17 protein-coding genes are annotated in these 20,649 nt (G+C 49.9%); 6 read left to right on the top strand and 11 right to left on the bottom strand.

Going from position 1 to position 20,649, the window contains the following annotated elements; translation table 11 throughout:
- Positions 1-355 precede the first annotated feature (355 nt).
- Positions 356-1,588 carry a peptidase T gene (gene pepT / locus AB8809_RS13300; RefSeq protein WP_349856300.1) on the top strand — a complete coding sequence of 411 codons (1,233 nt, stop codon included), beginning with the start codon at positions 356-358 and terminating at the stop codon, positions 1,586-1,588.
- 77 nt (positions 1,589-1,665) lie between these two features.
- Here the strand turns inward: pepT and AB8809_RS13295 are convergent, their stop codons facing one another.
- The 8 genes from AB8809_RS13295 to rluE form a co-directional block, all read right to left on the bottom strand.
- Positions 1,666-2,787: a cupin domain-containing protein gene (locus AB8809_RS13295; RefSeq protein WP_015840107.1), complete on the bottom strand. Its 1,122-nt coding sequence runs from the start codon at positions 2,785-2,787 to the stop codon at positions 1,666-1,668.
- Between the two features lie 331 nt (positions 2,788-3,118).
- On the bottom strand, positions 3,119-4,573 hold the full coding sequence (gene phoQ / locus AB8809_RS13290) for a two-component system sensor histidine kinase PhoQ (protein WP_181844186.1): 1,455 nt from the start codon (positions 4,571-4,573) through the stop codon (positions 3,119-3,121).
- The gene (gene phoP / locus AB8809_RS13285; RefSeq protein ID WP_015840109.1) at positions 4,570-5,259 is read right to left on the bottom strand and encodes a two-component system response regulator PhoP; all 690 of its coding nucleotides are present in this window, start codon (positions 5,257-5,259) and stop codon (positions 4,570-4,572) included. Before phoP ends, phoQ begins: the two co-directional genes overlap by 4 nt.
- 382 nt (positions 5,260-5,641) lie before the next feature.
- Positions 5,642-7,012, bottom strand: coding sequence for an adenylosuccinate lyase (gene purB / locus AB8809_RS13280; protein ID WP_349856299.1), 1,371 nt, complete (start codon positions 7,010-7,012; stop codon positions 5,642-5,644).
- 150 nt (positions 7,013-7,162) lie between these two features.
- Positions 7,163-7,801, bottom strand: a complete 639-nt coding sequence (gene hflD / locus AB8809_RS13275; RefSeq protein ID WP_181846651.1) for a high frequency lysogenization protein HflD — start codon at positions 7,799-7,801, stop codon at positions 7,163-7,165.
- A gap of 2 nt (positions 7,802-7,803) precedes the next feature.
- Complete coding sequence (gene mnmA, locus AB8809_RS13270; protein ID WP_015840112.1) at positions 7,804-8,910, bottom strand: tRNA 2-thiouridine(34) synthase MnmA; 1,107 nt, start codon at positions 8,908-8,910, stop codon at positions 7,804-7,806.
- A gap of 138 nt (positions 8,911-9,048) precedes the next feature.
- The gene (locus AB8809_RS13265) at positions 9,049-9,495 is read right to left on the bottom strand and encodes an NUDIX hydrolase (protein WP_349856298.1); all 447 of its coding nucleotides are present in this window, start codon (positions 9,493-9,495) and stop codon (positions 9,049-9,051) included.
- Positions 9,488-10,114 carry a 23S rRNA pseudouridine(2457) synthase RluE gene (gene rluE, locus AB8809_RS13260; protein WP_181829148.1) on the bottom strand — a complete coding sequence of 209 codons (627 nt, stop codon included), beginning with the start codon at positions 10,112-10,114 and terminating at the stop codon, positions 9,488-9,490. Before rluE ends, AB8809_RS13265 begins: the two co-directional genes overlap by 8 nt.
- 131 nt (positions 10,115-10,245) lie before the next feature.
- On the opposite strand from rluE, the gene icd reads away from it, so the two are divergent.
- Entirely contained in the window at positions 10,246-11,499 is a 1,254-nt protein-coding gene (gene icd, locus AB8809_RS13255; protein ID WP_015840115.1) for an NADP-dependent isocitrate dehydrogenase, read from the top strand.
- A gap of 48 nt (positions 11,500-11,547) precedes the next feature.
- Here icd and AB8809_RS13250 read toward each other — a convergent pair whose 3' ends face one another.
- From AB8809_RS13250 to AB8809_RS13240, 3 genes are all read right to left on the bottom strand, one after another.
- Positions 11,548-12,654: a 4Fe-4S binding protein gene (locus AB8809_RS13250; RefSeq protein WP_349856297.1), complete on the bottom strand. Its 1,107-nt coding sequence runs from the start codon at positions 12,652-12,654 to the stop codon at positions 11,548-11,550.
- 442 nt (positions 12,655-13,096) lie between these two features.
- Positions 13,097-13,447: a Mor transcription activator family protein gene (locus AB8809_RS13245; RefSeq protein WP_180776898.1), complete on the bottom strand. Its 351-nt coding sequence runs from the start codon at positions 13,445-13,447 to the stop codon at positions 13,097-13,099.
- A gap of 484 nt (positions 13,448-13,931) precedes the next feature.
- Entirely contained in the window at positions 13,932-14,666 is a 735-nt protein-coding gene (locus AB8809_RS13240) for a helix-turn-helix transcriptional regulator (RefSeq protein ID WP_015840118.1), read from the bottom strand.
- 398 nt (positions 14,667-15,064) lie between these two features.
- On the opposite strand from AB8809_RS13240, the gene AB8809_RS13235 reads away from it, so the two are divergent.
- The 4 genes from AB8809_RS13235 to AB8809_RS13220 all read left to right on the top strand — a co-directional run bounded on the left by AB8809_RS13235 (position 15,065) and on the right by AB8809_RS13220 (position 20,543).
- Complete coding sequence (locus tag AB8809_RS13235; RefSeq protein ID WP_015840119.1) at positions 15,065-15,322, top strand: hypothetical protein; 258 nt, start codon at positions 15,065-15,067, stop codon at positions 15,320-15,322.
- A 395-nt stretch (positions 15,323-15,717) separates the two neighbouring features.
- A complete protein-coding gene (locus tag AB8809_RS13230; protein WP_182099652.1) occupies positions 15,718-17,886 on the top strand; it encodes an EAL domain-containing protein in 2,169 nt (722 codons plus the stop codon).
- A 165-nt stretch (positions 17,887-18,051) separates the two neighbouring features.
- Positions 18,052-19,797, top strand: a complete 1,746-nt coding sequence (locus AB8809_RS13225) for a sensor histidine kinase (RefSeq protein WP_015840121.1) — start codon at positions 18,052-18,054, stop codon at positions 19,795-19,797.
- On the top strand, positions 19,794-20,543 hold the full coding sequence (locus AB8809_RS13220) for a LytTR family DNA-binding domain-containing protein (protein ID WP_349856296.1): 750 nt from the start codon (positions 19,794-19,796) through the stop codon (positions 20,541-20,543). Before AB8809_RS13225 ends, AB8809_RS13220 begins: the two co-directional genes overlap by 4 nt.
- Positions 20,544-20,649 lie beyond the last annotated feature (106 nt).

Genomic DNA, 20,649 nt, shown 5'->3' with positions numbered 1-20,649 from the left:
GTAGCGTTCTATTTCCTGATTTGGCCGATCAACGGTATCGCCGTTGCGATCGTACCAAGGGTTATCACCTTTCAGACAGCGTGCGTAGTAAGGGCCGTATTTTACGGGAAACGTTGCTTAACGCCAACTTGTGTGGCCCTACGTCTGGCCAACTGGTGGTGATTCAGCCAATGAATTTACGTATATGTTTCTCGATTGTTACCTGATTTGGGCACTCTTCGTGATGGGGCAGCCGCTTTTTGGCCTGAATTCTGATCTGACAGTTTGTTAAATCGGAAAAAAACTGACCTGACGCAATATCTACCGAGGTAGCCCTATCCATAATGCCTTTCAGGGTTCAGGGGGCATAAATAAGATGGATAAATTACTCGACAGATTTTTGAACTACGTTTCATTTGATACACAGTCTAAATCCGGCGTTCGGCAGGTGCCGAGCACCGACGGTCAACTGAAACTGGCGCGTGCGTTGCAGCAGGAATTGCTCGAACTGGGATTTGAACAGGTTGTACTCAGCAAGCAGGGCTGCCTGATGGCGACGCTTCCAGCTAACGTTGCCTGGCCCGTTCCGGCTATCGGCTTTATTTCACATATGGATACGTCGCCGGATTTTAGCGGCAAAAACGTGAATCCGCAGATTCTGGAAAACTACCGCGGCGGCGATATTGCCTTGGGCGTGGGGGACGAAGTGCTGTCACCCGTGATGTTCCCGGTGCTGCACCAGCTACTGGGGCATACGCTGATTACCACCGATGGCAAAACGCTGCTGGGAGCGGATGATAAAGCGGGGATTGCGGAAATCATGACTGCGCTGGTGCGACTGAAAAAAAGCCAGCTCCCGCACGGCGATATTCGCGTTGCCTTTACGCCGGATGAAGAGATTGGCAAAGGCGCACAGTTCTTTGATGTCAAAGCATTTAACGCACAATGGGCCTATACCGTGGACGGCGGTGGTGTAGGGGAACTGGAGTATGAGAATTTTAACGCCGCCTCGGTTCAGGTGAAAATTGTGGGCAACAATGTGCATCCCGGTAGCGCCAAAGGCGTGATGGTTAACGCGCTGACGCTCGCCTCTCGCTATCACCAGCAGGTGCCAGAGAGCCAATCACCGGAGCAAACGGACGGCTACCAGGGGTTCTACCACCTTCACAGCATGAAAGGTTCTGTAGAGCGTGCAGATTTGCATTACATCGTTCGGGATTTTGACCGTAACGGCTTTGAACAGCGTAAAAAAACCATGCTGGATATTGCGGAGAAGGTTGGTGCGGGGCTGCACCCGGATTGCTACATTGAAGTCACGATTACCGATACCTACTACAACATGCGTGAGCAGGTTGAGCAGCATCCGCACATTATTGCGCTGGCGCAGCAGGCGATGCGGGATTGCGATATTGAGCCGAATATGAAGCCGATTCGCGGTGGCACTGATGGCGCACACCTGTCATTTCAGGGCTTACCGTGCCCGAATCTGTTTACCGGCGGCTACAACTATCATGGCAAACATGAATTTGTCACGCTGGAAGGCATGGAAAAGGCGGTTTCTGTCATTATGCGTATTGCCGAATTGACGGCGCTGCGTGCGAAGCCGTAACGCTTCTATTCTATAGAAACGAATAAGGCGGGAATATCCCGCCTTATTGTTGTGTAAACCGCTATTCAGGTTTGGCCTTAATCCGCGAAGTACCAATAACCGCTGTTGATCAGCACGGTGAGTTGCGCAAGGAAAGAAGGGTCTTCCAGTGCATCACCCAGTTGTTCCGCATCAATAGTCGTGTGCTCAGCTAATGCAAACAGCGCCGCCTTGTGCGTACTGTTCACTTTCTCTCCGTTAACGAAGCAGCTATCCCCAACGCAGATGACACGCAGGCCGCCTAAACGACGCAGCGGTTCACCCTGTTGCAGATATTCATACACTTCGCCTGCCTGATAAGGCGGTTCCGGCGGAGAGAGGTCAAGCTCATGACGGGACTGGGAGATGAATTCACCAAACCAGTTCTGGAAATGTTCCGGCTGCTGCACCAAATCCAGCATCATTTTTTGCAGTGCATCCAGCTCTTGCGGCAGCACGCTGGCGATATGTTCACGGGAGGGAATCTCAGGATCGCTGTAGCGATGGCTGCCGAGCTCACGGGAAAGCACATAGTCCGCAAAACCACTCACCAGCTCGCGCGCATTGGGCGCCCGGAACCCCACCGAGTAGTTCAGCGAATTCTCCAGCGAATAGCCTTCGTGTGGGAAACCCGGTGGAATGTAGATGATATCGCCCGGTTCCAGTTCTTCATCAATAATGGCTTCAAACGGTTCGACCTGCAGCAGGTCTGGGTGCGGACAGTGCTGCTTCATCGGTATTTTTTCACCAATGCGCCAGCGGCGACGTCCCGTACCCTGAATGATGAAAACATCATATTGATCCAGATGTGGCCCAACGCCACCGCCGGGAACGGAAAACGAAATCATCAAATCATCAGTACGCCAGTCCGGCAGTTGCCGAAATGGCTGCATCAAGGCAGAGGAGGGCTCATGCCAGTGATCGACGGCCTGCACCAGCAGCGACCAGTTACTTTCCCCCAGATGGTCGTAGCTCTCGAAAGGACCGTGGCTGACTTGCCAGCGTCCGTTCTGATGGCTGACCAGACGGCTATCGACCTCGTTTTCCAACGCCAGACCAGCGAGTTCGTCAGGTGAAATCGGATCGATAAAATTCGTGAAGCCGCCTTTAATCAGGAGTGGGCGCTTTTGCCAGTAGTTCGCTAAAAAATCCTGCCAATCGAGATTGAGCTGATAGTCCATACTGTTTTCCAGAAACTCGTTTTTGAGGAAATGACTGTTCTTGAAGACATGATTTTTCTTGAAATAATCAGTATTTTAAAACAATCCGCATTGTGGCAATAAGTATATACTCTAAATAATTCGAGTTTCATGCAGGCGGCAAGAGAAGGACAAATTCGTCAGGAACGAATTTGACCAGCCAACGGCTGGCCTTCGGTGAGAGACAGGATGTCTCTCATTTCATCCCGATGAGCTTACTTAAGTAAGTGATTCGGGTGAGCGAACGTAGCCAACGTACATGCAACTTGAAGTATGACGAGTATAGCGGAAGCATCGCGCGCTGTACTGCCTTTCACCCCTCATTCTGACTCAGGTTCTGGCGAGAGAAAATGGCTTCGACTCGGGCGCCGCCCAGTGCGCTGTCGCTGATGAGGATCTCACCCTGATACTGTTCGATAATTTCGACGGCGACGGCAAGGCCGATACCTTGCCCTGGGCGCATGCGGTCAGCGCGTTGCCCACGCAGGAAAATCATTTCTCGTTTGCTCTCATGGATGCCAGGACCATCGTCATCGACAATCAGATGCAGCTTGTGATCGGAGTACTGCACGCTAATTTCGACAAATTCCAGACAATACTTACAGGCGTTATCCAGAATATTGCCCAGCACTTCCATGAAGTCATTCTTCTCACCGACGAAAGTGAGCTCGGGCGGTATATCGAGCGTCAACACCACACCTTTGCGTTGATACACCTTATTCAGCGCGGAACACAGGCCATCCAGCAGCGCCGGAACCGAGTGTACCTCACGTATCAGTAAATTATGTTCGGAACGCACGCTGGCACGATGCAGGTAATAACCTATCTGCTGCGAGATGCGGCTGATCTGCGACAGCATAATGGGCTCAGCCTGATCGATAGTGATCTCTTTACCGGTACGCAGCGCGCGTAACGTGGTCTGTAAGACGGCCAGTGGCGTTTTCAGACTGTGGGTGAGGTCGGTGAGCGTTGTGCGGTACTTATGGTAACGCTGGCGTTCGTTATTCAGCAGGATATTCAGGTTCTTCACCAGACTGAACAACTCTCGCGGCGGATTTTCATCCAGCTGTTCGCGCGTGCCTTTTTCCAGCTCGGCAATCTGTTTTACCAAGTGCTGAATAGGGCGCAGGCTCCAGTGAGCGCCCAGCCACAGCAGGGGAAGCACCAGCAGCAGGTTGGCGATCAACACATAGCTGAACCATTCCCATACGACGTCTTGCTGCTGAAGCTCTTGCGGAATGCGATCGACAACAACAATCGTGATGGAGGGAAGATGATCGGTCTTTGGATAAACGTTCACGGCGATGGAGTGCGTTAGCGCATTGCTTTGTGTGCCGTTCAGCGCTCGCAGACTGCTCAGCAGCAAGGTGTTGCCCGTGAGTACCGCACTGCTGGTATCGGTGTCGGTATCCAACTCATGATAGGCCGTTTTATTCAGCCATTCTGGTTTGATAAGCGCTTCCAGCTCAGGAACGTGCTTTTCACGCCAGATCATGTTGCCGTGTTCATCGTATATCAACACCAGTGTGGGAAAGTTGATATCAACGTCGGGCGGCGTGATGATGTTCAGTTGGTTATCGCGCCACTGTGCGAGACTGTAGTAGAGGTTACTCTCACCGCGCAGCAGGCGGAATGAGGTTTTATCAAAGTTGACGCTGTAGCCGATAATGGCGACGACACCATAGGCTAGCGACAACGCCAGCACGATGGCCGCTGTCGCGAGTAAAAAACGAATACGAAGCGAGAAGGGCAGCCTCTTATCACTCATACTGAGCCTGACGGCGTATCAATATCAAAACGATATCCTTGTCCACGCACGGTAGTGATCACATCTGGCGCTTCAGCCTGCTGAATTTTCTTACGCAGTCGCCCCATCAGCACGTCGATGGTATGACTTTCCCGCAGTTCTGCATCCGGGTACAGCTGTAACATCAGCGACTCTTTGCTGACGACTTTTCCTTTGTTGCGAATCAGTGTCTCGATAATGGTGTATTCGAACGCGGTGAGCTTGATAGGCGAACCGTGGATCACCAGTTCGCGGCGCGATAAGTCGATCTCAAAGGGCGGCAGGCTGATGACTTGCGATGCCAGGCCGCTGTTGCGCCGCATCAGCGCCTGCAGGCGCGCAACGACCTCTTCCATATGGAACGGTTTCGTCACGTAATCGTCCGCTCCCGCTTCCAGCACGGCCACTTTGTCCTGCCAGCCTTCACGGGCCGTCAGCACCAGAATCGGGAGTTTGACCTGATGAGTGCGCCAGCGGCGAATCATGCTCATGCCATCTTCATCGGGCAACCCGAGATCGACAATCGCGATGTCCGGCATATTCTCATGCAGGAAGTAATCCGCTTCTTTGGCGTCAGACGCGGCGTCAACCTGATGCCCCATTTCGTTCATCTGAACGGTTAAGTGATGACGCAATAATACATTATCTTCAACGACCAGAATCCGCATCGTTATATCCTCTGTCGAATAGATAGGGTCATATTCCCGTCATGCTTCAAGCTGCATGTGTGTTAGCAATACTTGGCTCATCTCTGAGCTTCGCCCTTGCGGGGCAGCGCGTTACGTTGTTCAAAACGTAGACGTTTTGTCTTGCAACTTGAATGATTTAGGGAATTGTATTCGAAATACTTTTATGCACGCTATCTTTCACGTATGCCACTGCTACTTCCGCGTATCAACATTATACGCAGAGAAAGCTATTTATTTTATTTGCTAAATTATCCACAGGGAGGGTAAACCGGGTTTAAACAGGCTGGAAATGCTTGGTCTTATACAAAATTGGCGGGCAGGGCGCCCGCCAGAGAGAGGTTGCGATCGGGATTGAGAACGGTTATTTCAGGTCATCGACCATCGCAATCGCGCGGCCGATGTAGTTAGCTGGCGTCATGGCTTTCAGACGCGTTTTTTCCGCTTCCGGCAATGCCAGACCATCGATAAATTCCTGAATACCCGCGGCATCCACGCGTTTGCCGCGCGTCAGCTCTTTCAATTTCTCGTACGGTTTTTCAATTCCGTAGCGGCGCATGACCGTTTGAATCGGCTCTGCTAACACTTCCCAGTTGTGATCCAATTCGTCAGCCAGACGATCGCGGTTCACTTCCAGTTTGCTGATGCCTTTCATCGTGGCCTGATACGCAATCAGCGCATAGCCAACGCCGACGCCCAGATTACGCAGCACGGTCGAGTCAGTAAGGTCACGCTGCCAGCGAGAAACCGGCAGTTTGCTGGCCAGATGCGCCAGAACGGCATTTGCCAGACCCAGGTTGCCTTCCGAGTTTTCGAAATCAATTGGGTTCACTTTATGCGGCATGGTGGAGGAGCCGATTTCGCCTGCAATGGTTTTCTGTTTGAAGTGATTCAGTGCGATGTAGCCCCAGATATCACGGTCAAAGTCGATCAAAATCGTATTGAAACGCGCGATGCAATCGAACAGCTCGGCGATGTAATCGTGCGGTTCGATCTGCGTGGTGTACGGGTTCCAGTTGATGCCCTGCGAGGTGACAAAGCTTTCGCTGAACTGATGCCAGTCCACTTCCGGGTAGGCAGCCAGATGAGCGTTATAGTTACCGACGGCGCCATTAATTTTGCCCAGAATCTCAACCTGTTGCAGTTGACGATATTGGCGTTCCATACGGTAGGCCACGTTCGCGAACTCTTTACCGATGGTGGATGGCGTGGCGGGCTGACCGTGTGTGCGGGAAAGCAGCGGGATATCGCGGTATTCCTGCGCCAGCGTTTTCAGCGCATCAATGATTTGACGCCAGTGCGGCAGGATGACGTCGCGGCGAGCAGAATCCAGCATCAACGCATGAGACAGGTTGTTGATATCTTCTGAAGTACAGGCGAAGTGAATGAATTCGTTGACGGCGTGCAGTGCTGGAATCGCAGCAACTTTTTCTTTCAGGAAGTACTCAACGGCTTTCACGTCGTGGTTGGTCGTACGCTCGATAGTTTTAATGCGAGCCGCATCTTCTTCACTGAATTCGGCGACAATTTTATCAAGGAAAGCGTTTGCGTCAGCATCAAATGCAGGAACTTCCTGGATCTCTGCACAGGCTGCCAGTTTTTGCAGCCAACGTACTTCAACCTGCACACGGAATTTCAGCAAACCGAATTCGCTGAAAATGGTGCGCAACGTGCTGACTTTATCGCCGTAGCGTCCATCGATAGGGGAAACGGCGGTCAGTGAGGATAATTCCATCGCAAGCAACTCCTGAGATTGGTTTCAATAACGATTAATTTCAATAAGAACGGCGAATTTCAATAACAATAAGCCATTTCAATAACAGCAACGGGTTTAGTGACGTTGGCGTTAATCACACCAACGTCAGGCATAGCGGCAAGAATACCATCAAACGGATGGGCAACGCGCCAATATCTGTTTCGCTTCTTTGACCAACTGGCCGCGTGAAAACATCAACTGCAAGCGCCCGCCGCCAATTTGCTGCCAGAGTACCGCAGAGCGGATACCGGCCAGCAGCGCAGCGCGCACTTTCGCCTGCACCTGACTGTTTTTCAGCACTTCCGGTGAACCGGTAACCTGAATACGTGGCCCCAGCGTACTGATGACATCTACGTAAATCGCCGCCAGTGCGCTCACAATCGTTTCGGAAAGCAGGTCAAAATGCTCCAACTGGCGCTCTAACTGCCCGATGCGTTTGCCCAATTCGTCAAGCGCGGCAGGTTTTGCTTTCAGCTTGCGTTCTAACGCAATCAGGCTGAAGGCATAGCGTGATAATTCAGCCCCCGCGCCTTTATTACTGCTGGTGTTCAGAATGCCTAACAGCGTTTCCAACCCAACTTTCAGGTTTTGCTCGTCATTACCGTAAACGGCCAGCGTGGACGACGGATTGAGGTTCAACACGCTGTTCAGCGAGGTATGCAGCACATCGTTATTACAGTGACCCGTATGGGCCAACTGCTGGACGATATGCGCTGATTGGCAAATGCCCGCTAACGCCAGCGTAATCTCATAATAATTCTTAGCCACGGTTACTCCTGTAAGCGTTCTTCAATGATGCCGCCGCCAAGGCACACGTCGTCCAGATAAAAAACGGCGGATTGGCCGGGCGTTACGGCTGCAACGGGCTCATCAAAACGCACGGTAATACGATCGTCACCAAGCGGCGTGACGGTGCAAGGGATGTCCGCCTGACGGTAACGGGTTTTCACCGTACAACGTAATTCAGCGGTTAGCGGCTGACGGTCAACCCAATGCAACTGCTGTGCGATTAAGCCGTGCGACATCAGGCGAGGGTGTTCGTGGCCCTGTGCGACATACAGAATATTGTTGGCGACATCTTTATCCACCACGTACCAAGGATCTTCGCCGCCATCTTTGACGCCGCCGATGCCCAAGCCTTTGCGCTGTCCTAGCGTGTGGTACATCAGCCCTTGATGTTGTCCCATCGGTTTGTTGTCGTCGACGGACAGAATCGGACCCGGCTGTGCGGGCAGGTAGCGCGCCAGAAAATCAGTGAATTTGCGCTCGCCGATAAAGCAGATACCGGTAGAGTCTTTCTTCTTCGCGGTTGCCAGCTCGAGCTCTTCGGCGATCTTGCGCACCTGCGGTTTTTCCAGTTCGCCGACGGGGAACAGACTTTGTGCGATCTGCTCGTGGCTCAGCGTATAAAGAAAATAGCTCTGGTCTTTGTTGCCGTCCATGCCGCGTAGCAAACGGCTTTTGCCGTCAACGTCGTGACGACGAACATAGTGACCTGTCGCGATGTAGTCGGCTCCGAGATCCTCGGCGGCGAATTCCAGGAAGGCTTTGAATTTGATTTCTTTATTGCACAGGATATCGGGATTGGGAGTACGGCCCGCTTTGTATTCTTCAAGGAAGAGTTCAAACACGTTGTCCCAATATTCAGCGGCAAAGTTGACGGTATGCAACTCGATACCCAGCTTGTCGCAAACGGCCTGCGCATCGGCGAGGTCAGTGGCTGCTGAGCAATATTCCGTGTCGTCGTCCTCTTCCCAGTTCTTCATGAACAGGCCTTCAACATGATAGCCCTGTTGCTGTAACAGGTAAGCGGAAACGGAGGAATCAACACCGCCGGACATACCGACAATCACTTTTTTCTGGCTGTTATCTGACATGGAAGTCTCACGAACTGAAATTTACTGACGCATTGATGCGAAAAACAAGCGGCGTATTTTAGCATGTTGAACCGAGGGCTGCATCGCTATTCCTGCCATGCGCTGGCTCGCTCGAGCCTGGCAGGAATAGCAGAATACCTAGAACGGCCAGTTGAACGCGCCCAGTACCGTTAACGGATAGCGTTCTGGCTGCTGATAGCAGCGGATACTTTCAGCCACCAGCGGCGAACGAAGCTGGCGAGAATGCAGAATTTCCTCGGCGGTCAGCCAGCGGCAGCATTCGATATCACTGTCATGCGGCTGGGTTGCGGCCCGCTCAGGCAGATCGAGTGCGAAGCAAAAGCGTAAAAAGGGCGTGCTGTCGGGCGCGATCCATTGGTGCAGACGTAAGAAACTCTGCGGCGTGGCCTGAATGCCGGTTTCTTCCCACAGCTCACGGCTTGCTGCCTGAATCAGCGTTTCGTCCGCCTCCAGATGGCCTGCCGGCTGGTTCCACAATAATTTATCGTTAATCAACTCTTCGACGACCAGAAAATGGTTTTCGGCCTGTACCACACAGGCCACTGTCACATGGGGCTTAAACATCCGCTATCTCCTTCCATTCTCCGGGTAACAGGTTTTCTACCGTCTGATTGGCCATGCCGTACCGAATCAGACGCAATGTAGGATAACCGATATTCGCCGTCATACGACGGACTTGCCGATTACGACCTTCATACAGCGTTATTTTTAGCCAGCAGTCAGGGATGCTTTTACGTTCGCGTATGGGGGGATTACGCGGCCATAGCCAGCTAGGCTCAGGTACGATTTCTGCCCCAGCGGGCAGCGTTTTGCCATCATTCAGATCCAGACCCGTACGAAAGCGCGTCAGTGCGGCATCGTCAGGTATACCTTCGACCTGAACATAGTAGATTTTGGCCGTTTTTTGCGTTGGCTGGGTCAGTCGAGCCTGAAGTTTGCCGTCATTGGTGAGAATCATCAGACCTTCGCTGTCGCGATCCAGACGACCGGCGGCATAAATACCGCTAACCGGAATATAGTCTTTTAGCGTGCGGCGTCCGGCTTCATCAGTGAATTGCGGCAGGACATCGAAGGGTTTATTGAACAAAACGATTCGGCGCGGCGCATTGTCAGGTTGCCTTTTTCTTGCCGGCTGTGAGCTGAATCGTTTAACTTTGTGATTTTTAACAGGGAATTTATTCATCATCTTTATAGTCGCGGAAAACAAAAGCATTATACTCGAAATGGTTTGCGATTGGCGCGGGCTAAATATTCAAGTAGTATTGACACGCATCTTACAAGTCATTAACAAAATTGCGCTCGAAGGAGAGGTTAATGGAAAGCAAAGTAGTTGTACCGACAGAAGGTCAGAAAATCACGGTTGATGCTCAAGGCAAACTGGTTGTTCCAAACAATCCGGTTATTCCTTTTATCGAAGGTGACGGCATTGGTATCGATGTAACGCCTGCCATGATCAACGTCGTTGACGCCGCCGTGAAGAAAGCCTATCAGGGCAAGCGCGCGATTTCCTGGATGGAAATCTATACCGGTGAAAAATCCACGCAGGTTTACGGTAAAGATGTCTGGCTGCCAGACGAAACGCTGGATTTGATCCGTGAATACCGTGTGGCGATTAAGGGCCCGCTGACAACGCCAGTCGGCGGTGGTATTCGTTCTCTGAACGTTGCACTGCGCCAACAACTGGATCTGTATGTTTGCCTGCGTCCGGTACGCTACTACGAAGGTACACCTAGCCCGGTTAAACAGCCTGAGCTGACCGATATGGTGATCTTCCGTGAAAACGCCGAAGACATTTATGCAGGTATCGAGTGGAAAGCGGGTTCTGCTGAAGCAGACAAAGTGATCAAATTCCTGCGTGAAGAAATGGGCGTTAACAAAATCCGTTTCCCTGAGCAGTGTGGTATCGGCGTGAAGCCGTGTTCCGAAGAAGGGACCAAACGTCTGGTTCGCGCCGCAATCGAATACGCGATCACCAACGACCGTGATTCCGTGACGCTGGTGCACAAAGGCAACATCATGAAATTCACCGAAGGCGCGTTTAAAGACTGGGGATACCAGTTGGCGCGTGAAGAATTCGGCGGTGAGCTGATCGATGGCGGCCCATGGGTGAAAATCAAGAACCCGAACACCGGTAAAGAGATCGTAGTAAAAGACGTAATCGCCGATGCATTCCTGCAACAAATCCTGCTGCGTCCTGCTGAATACGATGTGATCGCCTGTATGAACCTGAACGGTGACTACATTTCTGATGCTCTGGCGGCACAGGTTGGCGGTATCGGTATTGCCCCTGGCGCGAACATCGGTGACGAATGTGCACTGTTTGAAGCCACGCACGGTACGGCACCGAAATATGCTGGTCAGGATAAAGTGAACCCAGGTTCCGTTATTCTGTCTGCTGAAATGATGTTACGCCACTTACAGTGGTTCGAAGCAGCTGACCTGATTGTTAAGGGCGTTGAAGGCGCGATCAAGAACAAGACCGTGACTTACGATTTCGAACGTCTGATGGAAGGCGCTAAGCTGCGTAAATGTAGCGAGTTTGCGCAAGACATTATCGACAACATGTAATCTGCTATTCAGCGCAGATGAAAATCAGGGGCCAATTTGGCCCCTTTTTTATGGATGACCAATGCTCTGTGAGCCGGGAATGAGCCGGAAATACATGTGCTCGGGAATCGGACTGTCCCAGCCGCCGCTGTACATCGCAAAACCAATCATGCCGAAAAGAATACCGAGTACCAGCACCGTCATCGTAATACCGGACAGCGCGGTTTGTCGCCATAGTGGTTTAGTTGCTTCGCTGTCTGCTTGCGAACCTGAGGGTTTTGTAAGTGAAAAATGGAGCGTTGATGCCACCGGGCAGCATTCGACGCAGGTCATGCAGGCCGTGCATTCCGCCGTTCTCACCTGAATTAGCTTATCCACCGGAATGTTAGACGGGCAGGCTCTGGCGCACTTACCGCAGTCGATACAACTGGTGGCGTTGCGACGAATTTTGAAGGGGGACAGCAGCGAAAATACCCCCATGAGCGCACCGTAGGGACAGAGGTAGCGACACCAGAAATGACGGACAAACAGGCTGGCAAACGTGAAGAAAAAAACGCAAACCAGCGTGATAGTGCCGATATTGCGGAAGAAGCCGAGCATTTTAACGTCGGCGATCAGGCCATAGGGCGACATCAGGAACATATAAATGCTCTGTGCCGGCATCGATAAGGCGATATAAAGGAAAAAGCCTAGTAACAGATATTTCAGGCTGCGCAGCGGAATATCCAGCCACTTCGGAAGAATGAAGTGACGGCCAACTATTTTTTTCCCTAATGCACCTACCCATTCGGAAATCGTGCCGATAGGGCACAGCCAGGAACAGAAGGATTTTTTCAGCAACAGGCTAATAAGAATAAACGCAACAAGTAATAGCATTGACGCAAGGTGGATAGGGGGGAAATGGCCCGTTTCCCATGTGAACTTAGCGTTCATCAATCCAGCAATGGGCAGCCAGCCTTCGATGCCGCCCGGCCTCTGCATATAAAGGCTCGTCCCACCCGTTTCAAAGTAGCGAACCCAAAAATAGAAGGTGATACCGATATAAACGTTGATTGCCAGCAGAAGAATTTGTATTGCTCTGCGCCAGGTCAGAGCATTGCGCCAATCGTTCCAGAGACGTTTACCGCCGGTGGTTCCAGGACGGCGTTGCCACCGCTTTCTCGCTTTTTCACTCATTGCTCTCAATTGCCCCCATTTATTTTTTTCACTCGACACTCTCAACATGCCGGCGGGATTGTGGGGCAACGTTATCACGCGTTTAATAGTTAAAAATTGATTTGTGCATTATAAATGCATGTTTATGATTTTTTTAGCTGAGTGATTTGAATAAGAAGAGGGAAAGAGTGCAGGAAGATCAAAAATGCTGGAGATATAAAAAGAATGGATACGTAAACGTACCCATTCTATTAATTACCAAAGGTTACTATAGTTGTAGGTATCTACCATACGTCAAATTGCGTGTGTTGCACGGGAGTCGCGTATAGCAATACCTTGCTGCATTTGCCACAATTCTAATGATTTAATTTGTTTTTAATTAAAAATAGAAACTATCGTTGTTATTAGATCATCGTTTTTATTTTAATTATCGCCTGACTTTTTAATTTATGACTTTTTTGCATTATGCCTGAGAGTGTTGCTTGGCCTGTAATTCCTCTTTTCGCATTGTTCTGACAATCTTATAAATCCATTGCAGCGAGACATTATATTTTTTTGCCAGCGCACTGTGATTTCGTCCGTCAAATTCTTCATAGATTTGAAGATCGCGCTGAGAAGCACGCCAGGATATTCCCATTGGGAAATAAACGTTTTGCCCGCCCCAGACGGTCATCATATGTTTGGCAACGGCATTGCCGACCAGCTCGGCTGTTTGCGGATCCAACTCTGTGACGTTTTTGACCGTATCGGCCACGTGTTGAGAAAGTTCGACCAGAAGCTCAGGACCTTTACTGCGAAATTGTGGTTCAGTCATAAATCACCTTATTGTTATGCATGTGTGTTGTTACTGACGTGAAAACTGGGTTGTTGCCTTTGCAGAGATTGCTCTGCTGCTATGTGTCTATTTAAAACTATAGTTGTTTTCATGTCAACATCTTTAGTTTTAATTTGAGTTGTTTTTGGTTGTAAAAAGAAATGACAACCTGCGAGGCTGCGCACATAAAAGGCCAGATGAAGGACAAAAAAATCCCGCCATAAAGGCGGGAAAGGAACACAGAGACAGGATGAATAACACAACATCAACAAGGGTTGATGAAACAATAGCATGGTGATTGTATAAAACTGTTGCGTGTGGGTAAGGTTATCTGGGCGAGGGTAAACGTTTTTTAGCGGCGCAGCGTTTATTCGTAACGCGGCTATTAGCGGCAGCAACATAAAGCCGGTGTCCGTATCGATCCACCGGCTTTGGTAAGAGGAAAAGAGAGACGACTATGGCACGGATACCGCCAGTATCGGGACTATAGCAGCACCGAATACCAGAATACGCGGCCAATGATCTCGACTTCTGATTCGTAAGCTTCTTCGTCAGCCTCGCGATTGAAGCTATGGATGACGAGAAGGCCACCAGGTTTGCGGTAAAGCTGCTTGATTCGCTTGAGCTTATCGTTACCACCGCCTTCCTGAGCGATAGCGTAGAGCTTTCCATCAATGATGCGTTTGTTGTTGGTATCAACCGCGACGGTGGTTCCATCCGGAATGATGGGTTCCATACTGTCGCCAGCCGCCGGGAAACAAAGCACGCCCGAGCCATCCGTATTGGCGCCAACCTTACGCAGCGTTGCCTTAGAAAAACGGAGTTTAAAGCCGTTGTAATCCTCGCTTTGAATGCGTCCGTCGCCGCAGGCAAACTCAATATCCTTTAAAAAGGGCACTTCCACCTCGTCCTTTGATAGTTCTGTCGTGCTGTCCCAAGCTGATACGGTGCCCCATTCTGATTTTGGCGGAATGCTCGATTCCTGGACTGGTCGAGTCACCCCGTCGCTACGCATTGGGTCTTCGCCGTTTGCCAACCATTCAGGGCGAACATGTAGTGCATTGGAAAGCTCAACAATTTTGGTTGTCTGCGACGCTTTCCCCACCTCGATCTTCTGTATGGCGGCCTGAGATACGCCAATCAGGTCGCCAAGCGCTTTTTGGCTCAGCCCCTGTGCGATTCTGGCGGTCTTTAATCGTTCTGCAAGTGTCGTTTTCATCCGTTCAATGTACAACTTAGGTTGTCACTTATCAAGCGGGTATTAATCTTGTTTAAAAAAAACCAAAGTTATCTCTCATTGATAGGGGCAAGATTTTCTGAAAAAACAACTTTTAAAACGATTTAAGTTGTTTTTTGGAACAGCAAACCCGTTTGGATAAGTGAGATAACGTCGGCATACATCGGCGCTACTGACGACTATCAAAAATCCTAATAAGTATCATGCAGTCATAGTATCGTCTTATTCCACCCCTGATTTGCTTTAAAGGTGTATGTCACTTGATCTAAATCACAATTTGACTGCATGCATTTTGCTCTTATGAAAATCCCGCTGTGGGAAATATAACCAATAAATTCGTTTCATTAAGCATGCGCATGACTGCGTGTCGCGGAGGATGTATGTCTGTAATTCGCACGTGTTTAAGTCTGTTTGGTGGTGATACGGTAATTGTTCGATGTGCAAATACATTTGAAGTACAAATGAGCAATGGTGAACAGGAAGCTCTAGCTGAAGAGAATAGTGCTACGCAGGATTCTATTTGCTGTCATGCGGAAGGCGAAGTGTATTTAACGGTACCTTATACCGGGATTTGGGATGTCGTGATCCGAGCAAAAAATGACACACCTGAGCATTCAATAACCTATTTCCCTGCCTGATGATTCTCCGGTTGGTTATATTCTGTTAATAACTTGATAATATGTTGTCGTTATCCTGTCGTGAAGGCTTGAATATACCAACCGTTCCCTTTCTTTTTGGCCTCCATCGTTCAACGTTGTGAGTACGTCGCTATCTTTCTATTTCGCTTTTCATCTATCATCTTAATTGACACTTCCACTTGTTATTATTAATGATTCGAAGGGATGATAGAGTCTGGATCTTTTGCCATACTCAACACTCAGCCACCGCGCGTCGTGATTCTAGGCAAGAGAAGGGGCTTTGGTTTGATAACGCGGGCCCGCTGTTCTTATCGTGCTCATTGCTGCAACATTTTGGATTTATAGCTAAATTTTTGTCTAATCTGAACATTAAATACGATGGGAGGGGGGAACCCATGAGCCGTGCCCCAGTAAGCAAAGATGAAGACAAACGTCTTGCTGCTCTTCGTGAGTATGGAATTAAGAACGTATTATTTGACCCGAGTCTGAGTAACCTGATTAGCCTGGCCGCTAACATCTTTAATGTGCCTATCGTTTTGGTGTCGTTAGTGGAGGCTGAACGCCAACTGTTTGCTGCCAGCGTGGGGGTTCCTTTTTGTGAAACGTCTCGCGATATCTCTTTCTGTGCGCATACGATCCTGAAGAAAAAGATCATGGTGGTGCCTGATGCACTCAAGGATGCGCGTTTTAGAAATAACCCGCTGGTGGTGGGCGTTCCTTATATTCGTTTTTATGCTGGCATTCCTTTAATTACGCCGTCCGGGCATGCCATTGGCACCTTATGCATTATCGACTTGAAACCCCGATCGACATTCACTAAACGTGATGAGCATAATTTGCAGGATCTGGCTTCATTAGTGATGGACAAGCTGGAAATGCGGCGTCTGGAGCTGGCGCGTAAAGCCAGTCAGGTTCGTTTTGAAAATATTGCCAATACCTCGCCTGATACCATTCTGTGCGTTAATGAGAAGGGGATGATTACTTTCTGGAATACCGCTGCGGAACATATGCTGGAATATACTGACGAAGAAATCATTGGCCGCAGTATTAATACCATCGTGCCCGATGCCTTTGTTGTGCAGCTTAATCACTTGGTTACCGATCGTGATTCGCTGATGAAAGGCGTGACGCTGGAACTGAATGTGCAAGCCAAAAGCGGTAGCCTGGTTCCGGTTGAATTGTCGGTTTCAATGTGGGAAGACAACGACAATATTAGCTATGGCGCAATATTGCGTGACATTACAGAGCGGCGGCGCAACGAAGAACGCCTGTTTTTGCTGGCGCATCTGGATCCGTTAACCGGATTGGCAAACCGGACGCTGTTGACATCCAATCTGGAAACGGCGCTAAAGAATGAACCTGCGGTCTGCATCATGATGGTGGATCTGGACGGGTTTAAAGATGTGAATGACAGCCTGGGACATTCTAGCGGCGATAATATTCTGGTGCACGTTGCTAAAAAAATAAAAGCTACGGTTCGCTCCGGTGATGTGGTGGCGCGAATGGGCGGGGATGAATTTGCGCTGTTGTTTCCCGGTCTGAATGATAAAAAAGTCGCGGGCAAAATTGCTGAGCAAATTATTCATGAAATTTCTCAGGCGATGATTATTGACGATCATCAAATCAATATTAGCGCCAGCATTGGCGCGGTGTTGTATCCAGAATATGGGCTGACCGTGCAGGATCTTTTGACCAGCGCGGATTTAGCGCTGTATCAGGCGAAATCCGAAGGTCGAAACTGTTACCGCTTTTTTACGCGCGAACTACTTGAAGTCTTTCAGGCCAAGCATGCCTTCCAGCTCGAGTTTGTGCGGGCTTACGAGCAGCATGAATTTGAGATGTTTTATCAGCCACAGGTGAAGCTGGCGACAAATGAGATTGTTGGCGCAGAGGCGCTGCTGCGCTGGCGTCACCCAGAAAGAGGGTTACTTAGCCCTGCCGCCTTTCTTACTGCGCTGGAAAATGGCCCGTGGGCTGAGCGAGTCGGTGATTGGATCGTCGAAACGGCATGCCGGCAGGCGGCGGAATGGTGTCGGGAGAGTGACCGCTATTTTCGCATCAGCATTAATCTTTTCAGCGCACAGTTTCGTACTGGCATGTTGGCGCAAAAAATTATGGATATCCTTGCGCGTACAGGATTGCAGCCAAGTTCGCTGGAACTGGAAATCACGGAAAATATCATCCTGCGTTATGATGAAAATATGCTGCAACCGTTGAAGGCGCTGCGTGATGTGGGAATCGGTATTGCCTTTGACGACTATGGAACGGGCTATGCGTCGCTCAGTATGCTGAAAAACTACCCGGTGACGCGGTTGAAGATCGATCAGACTTTTGTCAGAACCATGTGTGAATCTCCGCCTGACGCGGCGATTGTCCGGGCGATCCTGTATCTCGGGAAAAGTTTTGGCTTGGGCGTAATTGCAGAGGGTGTGGAAACATTAGAACAGAGCGAACGACTGCGGGGCAAAGGGTGTGAGGAAGCACAAGGCTACCTGTTTGGGCATCCGATGCCTGCGGAGGAGTTTACTCAGCTACTGAAATTGAATAAGCCCATAGATGTTTAAGTTAGTAAATAGACGGATAACGGTGTGCGAGCTCTCTTTTCTCAAAAGCCAGCGTTCGCTGGCTTTCATACTTTCGCGCTGCACACGCAGCTAACAGACTAAAAAGTGGAATCCGGATCACATTTTTTCTATAGTGCAGGCTTGTAAACCTGTACCGGATGTCCCGTGCACGAAATATTTGAGATGCTCCTTGCGGTCTTTGACCGCGCCGCGCTGATGCTGATTTGCCTGTTTTTCCTCACCAGAACACGCCAGTTCCGGCAATTACTGCAAAAAGAGCAACACTCGCCGGGAGAGCGAGCGACAGTGACCGCCATCTTTTCACTGTTTGCGCTGTTCGGTACGTATTCCGGTATTAATGTTGAAGGGTCGCTCGTCAACGTGCGCGTCATTGCCGTGATGTCTGGCGGTATTCTCTTCGGCCCCTGGGTGGGGATTGCGACGGGTATCATTGCGGGAGTGCACCGTTATCTCATTGATATCGATGGTATCACTTCCGTGCCTTGCCTGATTACCAGCATCATCGCCGGTATCACTTCTGGCTACATCAATAAGAAAGTCAAAAAAGAGCAGCAGTGGAGCATCGGGATTCTGGGCGGCATGTTATGTGAGTCGTTAACTATGCTGTTGGTTGTCGCATGGGCGACGCCTATCGCGTTAGGGCTGGATATTGTTTCAAAAATTGCGGTGCCGATGATTCTCGGCTCTGTCTGTATTGGCCTGATCGTCTTGCTGGTACAGAGCGTGGCGAATGAAAAAGAGGTGATTGCTGCCAGACAAGCCAAGCTCGCACTGGATATCGCGCATAAAACTCTGCCGTATTTCCGTAATATCAACAGTGATTCACTGACGGCTATCTGTCGCATTATTCGCACCGAGATTAATGCGGACGCGGTGGCGATAACGAATACGCAGCATATTCAGGCTTATGTGGGGATTGGGGAAGAAAAATATAATATCGGCCACGATATTATCAGCCCAATGACGCAACAGGCGATTCATGACGGGAAAATCATCATTAAAAATAATGATGAACAGCACCTGACGCCGGAAATCCATTCTATGATTGTCATTCCGTTGTGGGAACATGGGCAGGTGACCGGGACGCTGAAAATCTATTATCGCCATGCCCACAAAATTACCTATTCATTACGCGTGATGGCCGTCGGTTTATCACAAATCATGTCAACGCAAATTGAGGTATCCCGCACCGAGCAACTGCGTGATATGGCAAATAAGGCGGAGCTGAGAGCGCTGCAAAGTAAAATCAATCCGCACTTTCTTTTTAATGCGTTGAACGCGATCTCCTCATCGATTCGTATTAATCCCGATACCGCGCGTCAGTTGGTGATCAATCTGTCTCGGTATTTGCGCTATAACCTTGAGCTTAACGATGATGCGCTGATCGATATAAAAAAAGAGCTGTACCAAATACAGGATTATATCGCGATTGAGCAGGCGCGATTTGGCGCCAAGCTCACGGTGATTTACGACATCGATGACGATCTGGCGTATAAGATCCCCAGCTTATTAATTCAGCCGCTGGTAGAAAACGCGATTGTGCATGGTATTCAGCCTTGCAGAGGTAAAGGAACCGTGGTGCTGTCTGTGAAGGAACTGGGCGACAGATTGCTGGTGGCGGTAAAAGACACGGGGCACGGCATCAGTCAGGAAACGATGGATCGCGTCGCGCGCAATGAACTACCGGGGAATAAAATCGGCCTGCTGAATGTCCATCACCGGGTTCGCCTGCTCTATGGTGATGGTCTGCATATTCGCCGTCTGGAACCCGGAACCGAGATTTATTTCTACATCCCACGAGAAGATAAAATACCGTCGGCCTTGCCGGATACCGTTCAGGTGCCGCAGCCGGGATATTCTGCTGCTGAACAAACAGGAGGCAACCCATGAAAGCCATTATTGTTGAAGATGAGTTCCTCGCGCAGCAAGAGCTGAGTTACCTCATCAAACAGCACAGTAATATTACGATTGAGGCGACATTTGATGACGGGCTGGATGTACTGAAGTATCTGCAACATAACGAGGTCGATGCGATCTTTCTGGATATCAATATTCCCTCGTTGGACGGCGTCTGGCTGGCGCAAAATATCAGCAAATTTGCACATAAGCCCTACATTATTTTTATTACCGCGTACAAAGAACATGCGGTGGAGGCCTTTGAGGTCGAAGCCTTTGATTACATTCTTAAGCCGTATCATGAATCACGTATTGTCACGATGCTGCGTAAGCTGGAAGCGACCTGGCAACAGCAGAAAATGGCACCCGCTGTCGAAACCGGCGCGGCGTCTGGCGCACCGAGAAGCGCACAGCACACCATTAACCTGATGAAAGACGAGCGAATTATCGTGACGGATATTAACAATATCTATTACGCCGCGGCGCAGGAAAAGGTCACGCTGGTTTATACCCGACGTGAGGAATTCATCATGCCGATGAATATTACGGAATTCTGTAGCCGTTTACCGGAAGAGTACTTCTTCCGCTGCCACCGTTCTTACTGCGTCAACCTGACGAAAATCCGTGAAATTGTGCCGTGGTTTAACAACACTTATATCCTGCGATTGAACGATCTGGATTTTGAAGTGCCGGTAAGCCGGAGCAAGATAAAGGCATTCAGGTCATTGATGCGTCTTTAAAGGCATTTCATTCCGCGTTTCAGGCATCTCATTCCCCATTCGATCAACCACTGTCAGCCCGCTTGTATACTGGCTTCAGCCCATAAGCTGACAGTGTCTTGATAGA

Source organism: Pectobacterium aroidearum (assembly GCF_041228105.1).
GTDB lineage: Bacteria > Pseudomonadota > Gammaproteobacteria > Enterobacterales > Enterobacteriaceae > Pectobacterium > Pectobacterium aroidearum.
The sequence above is the reverse complement of the archived record's forward strand: the minus strand, read 5'-3'. Positions and strand labels throughout refer to the sequence as shown.

Excerpts from the sequence above, each read along its gene's own strand:
- purB (WP_349856299.1), bottom strand. The coding sequence starts at position 7,012 with ATGGAATTATCCTCACTGACCGCCGTTTCCCCTATCGATGGACGCTAC.
- AB8809_RS13250 (WP_349856297.1), bottom strand. The coding sequence starts at position 12,654 with ATGAGTGAAAAAGCGAGAAAGCGGTGGCAACGCCGTCCTGGAACCACC.
- AB8809_RS13220 (WP_349856296.1), top strand. The coding sequence starts at position 19,794 with ATGAAAGCCATTATTGTTGAAGATGAGTTCCTCGCGCAGCAAGAGCTG.
- AB8809_RS13265 (WP_349856298.1), bottom strand. The coding sequence starts at position 9,495 with ATGTTTAAGCCCCATGTGACAGTGGCCTGTGTGGTACAGGCCGAAAAC.
- pepT (WP_349856300.1), top strand. The coding sequence starts at position 356 with ATGGATAAATTACTCGACAGATTTTTGAACTACGTTTCATTTGATACA.
- rluE (WP_181829148.1), bottom strand. The coding sequence starts at position 10,114 with ATGAATAAATTCCCTGTTAAAAATCACAAAGTTAAACGATTCAGCTCA.
- AB8809_RS13240 (WP_015840118.1), bottom strand. The coding sequence starts at position 14,666 with ATGAAAACGACACTTGCAGAACGATTAAAGACCGCCAGAATCGCACAG.
- phoQ (WP_181844186.1), bottom strand. The coding sequence starts at position 4,573 with ATGAGTGATAAGAGGCTGCCCTTCTCGCTTCGTATTCGTTTTTTACTC.
- AB8809_RS13245 (WP_180776898.1), bottom strand. The coding sequence starts at position 13,447 with ATGACTGAACCACAATTTCGCAGTAAAGGTCCTGAGCTTCTGGTCGAA.
- mnmA (WP_015840112.1), bottom strand. The coding sequence starts at position 8,910 with ATGTCAGATAACAGCCAGAAAAAAGTGATTGTCGGTATGTCCGGCGGT.
- AB8809_RS13295 (WP_015840107.1), bottom strand. The coding sequence starts at position 2,787 with ATGGACTATCAGCTCAATCTCGATTGGCAGGATTTTTTAGCGAACTAC.
- AB8809_RS13230 (WP_182099652.1), top strand. The coding sequence starts at position 15,718 with ATGAGCCGTGCCCCAGTAAGCAAAGATGAAGACAAACGTCTTGCTGCT.
- icd (WP_015840115.1), top strand. The coding sequence starts at position 10,246 with ATGGAAAGCAAAGTAGTTGTACCGACAGAAGGTCAGAAAATCACGGTT.
- AB8809_RS13235 (WP_015840119.1), top strand. The coding sequence starts at position 15,065 with ATGTCTGTAATTCGCACGTGTTTAAGTCTGTTTGGTGGTGATACGGTA.
- phoP (WP_015840109.1), bottom strand. The coding sequence starts at position 5,259 with ATGCGGATTCTGGTCGTTGAAGATAATGTATTATTGCGTCATCACTTA.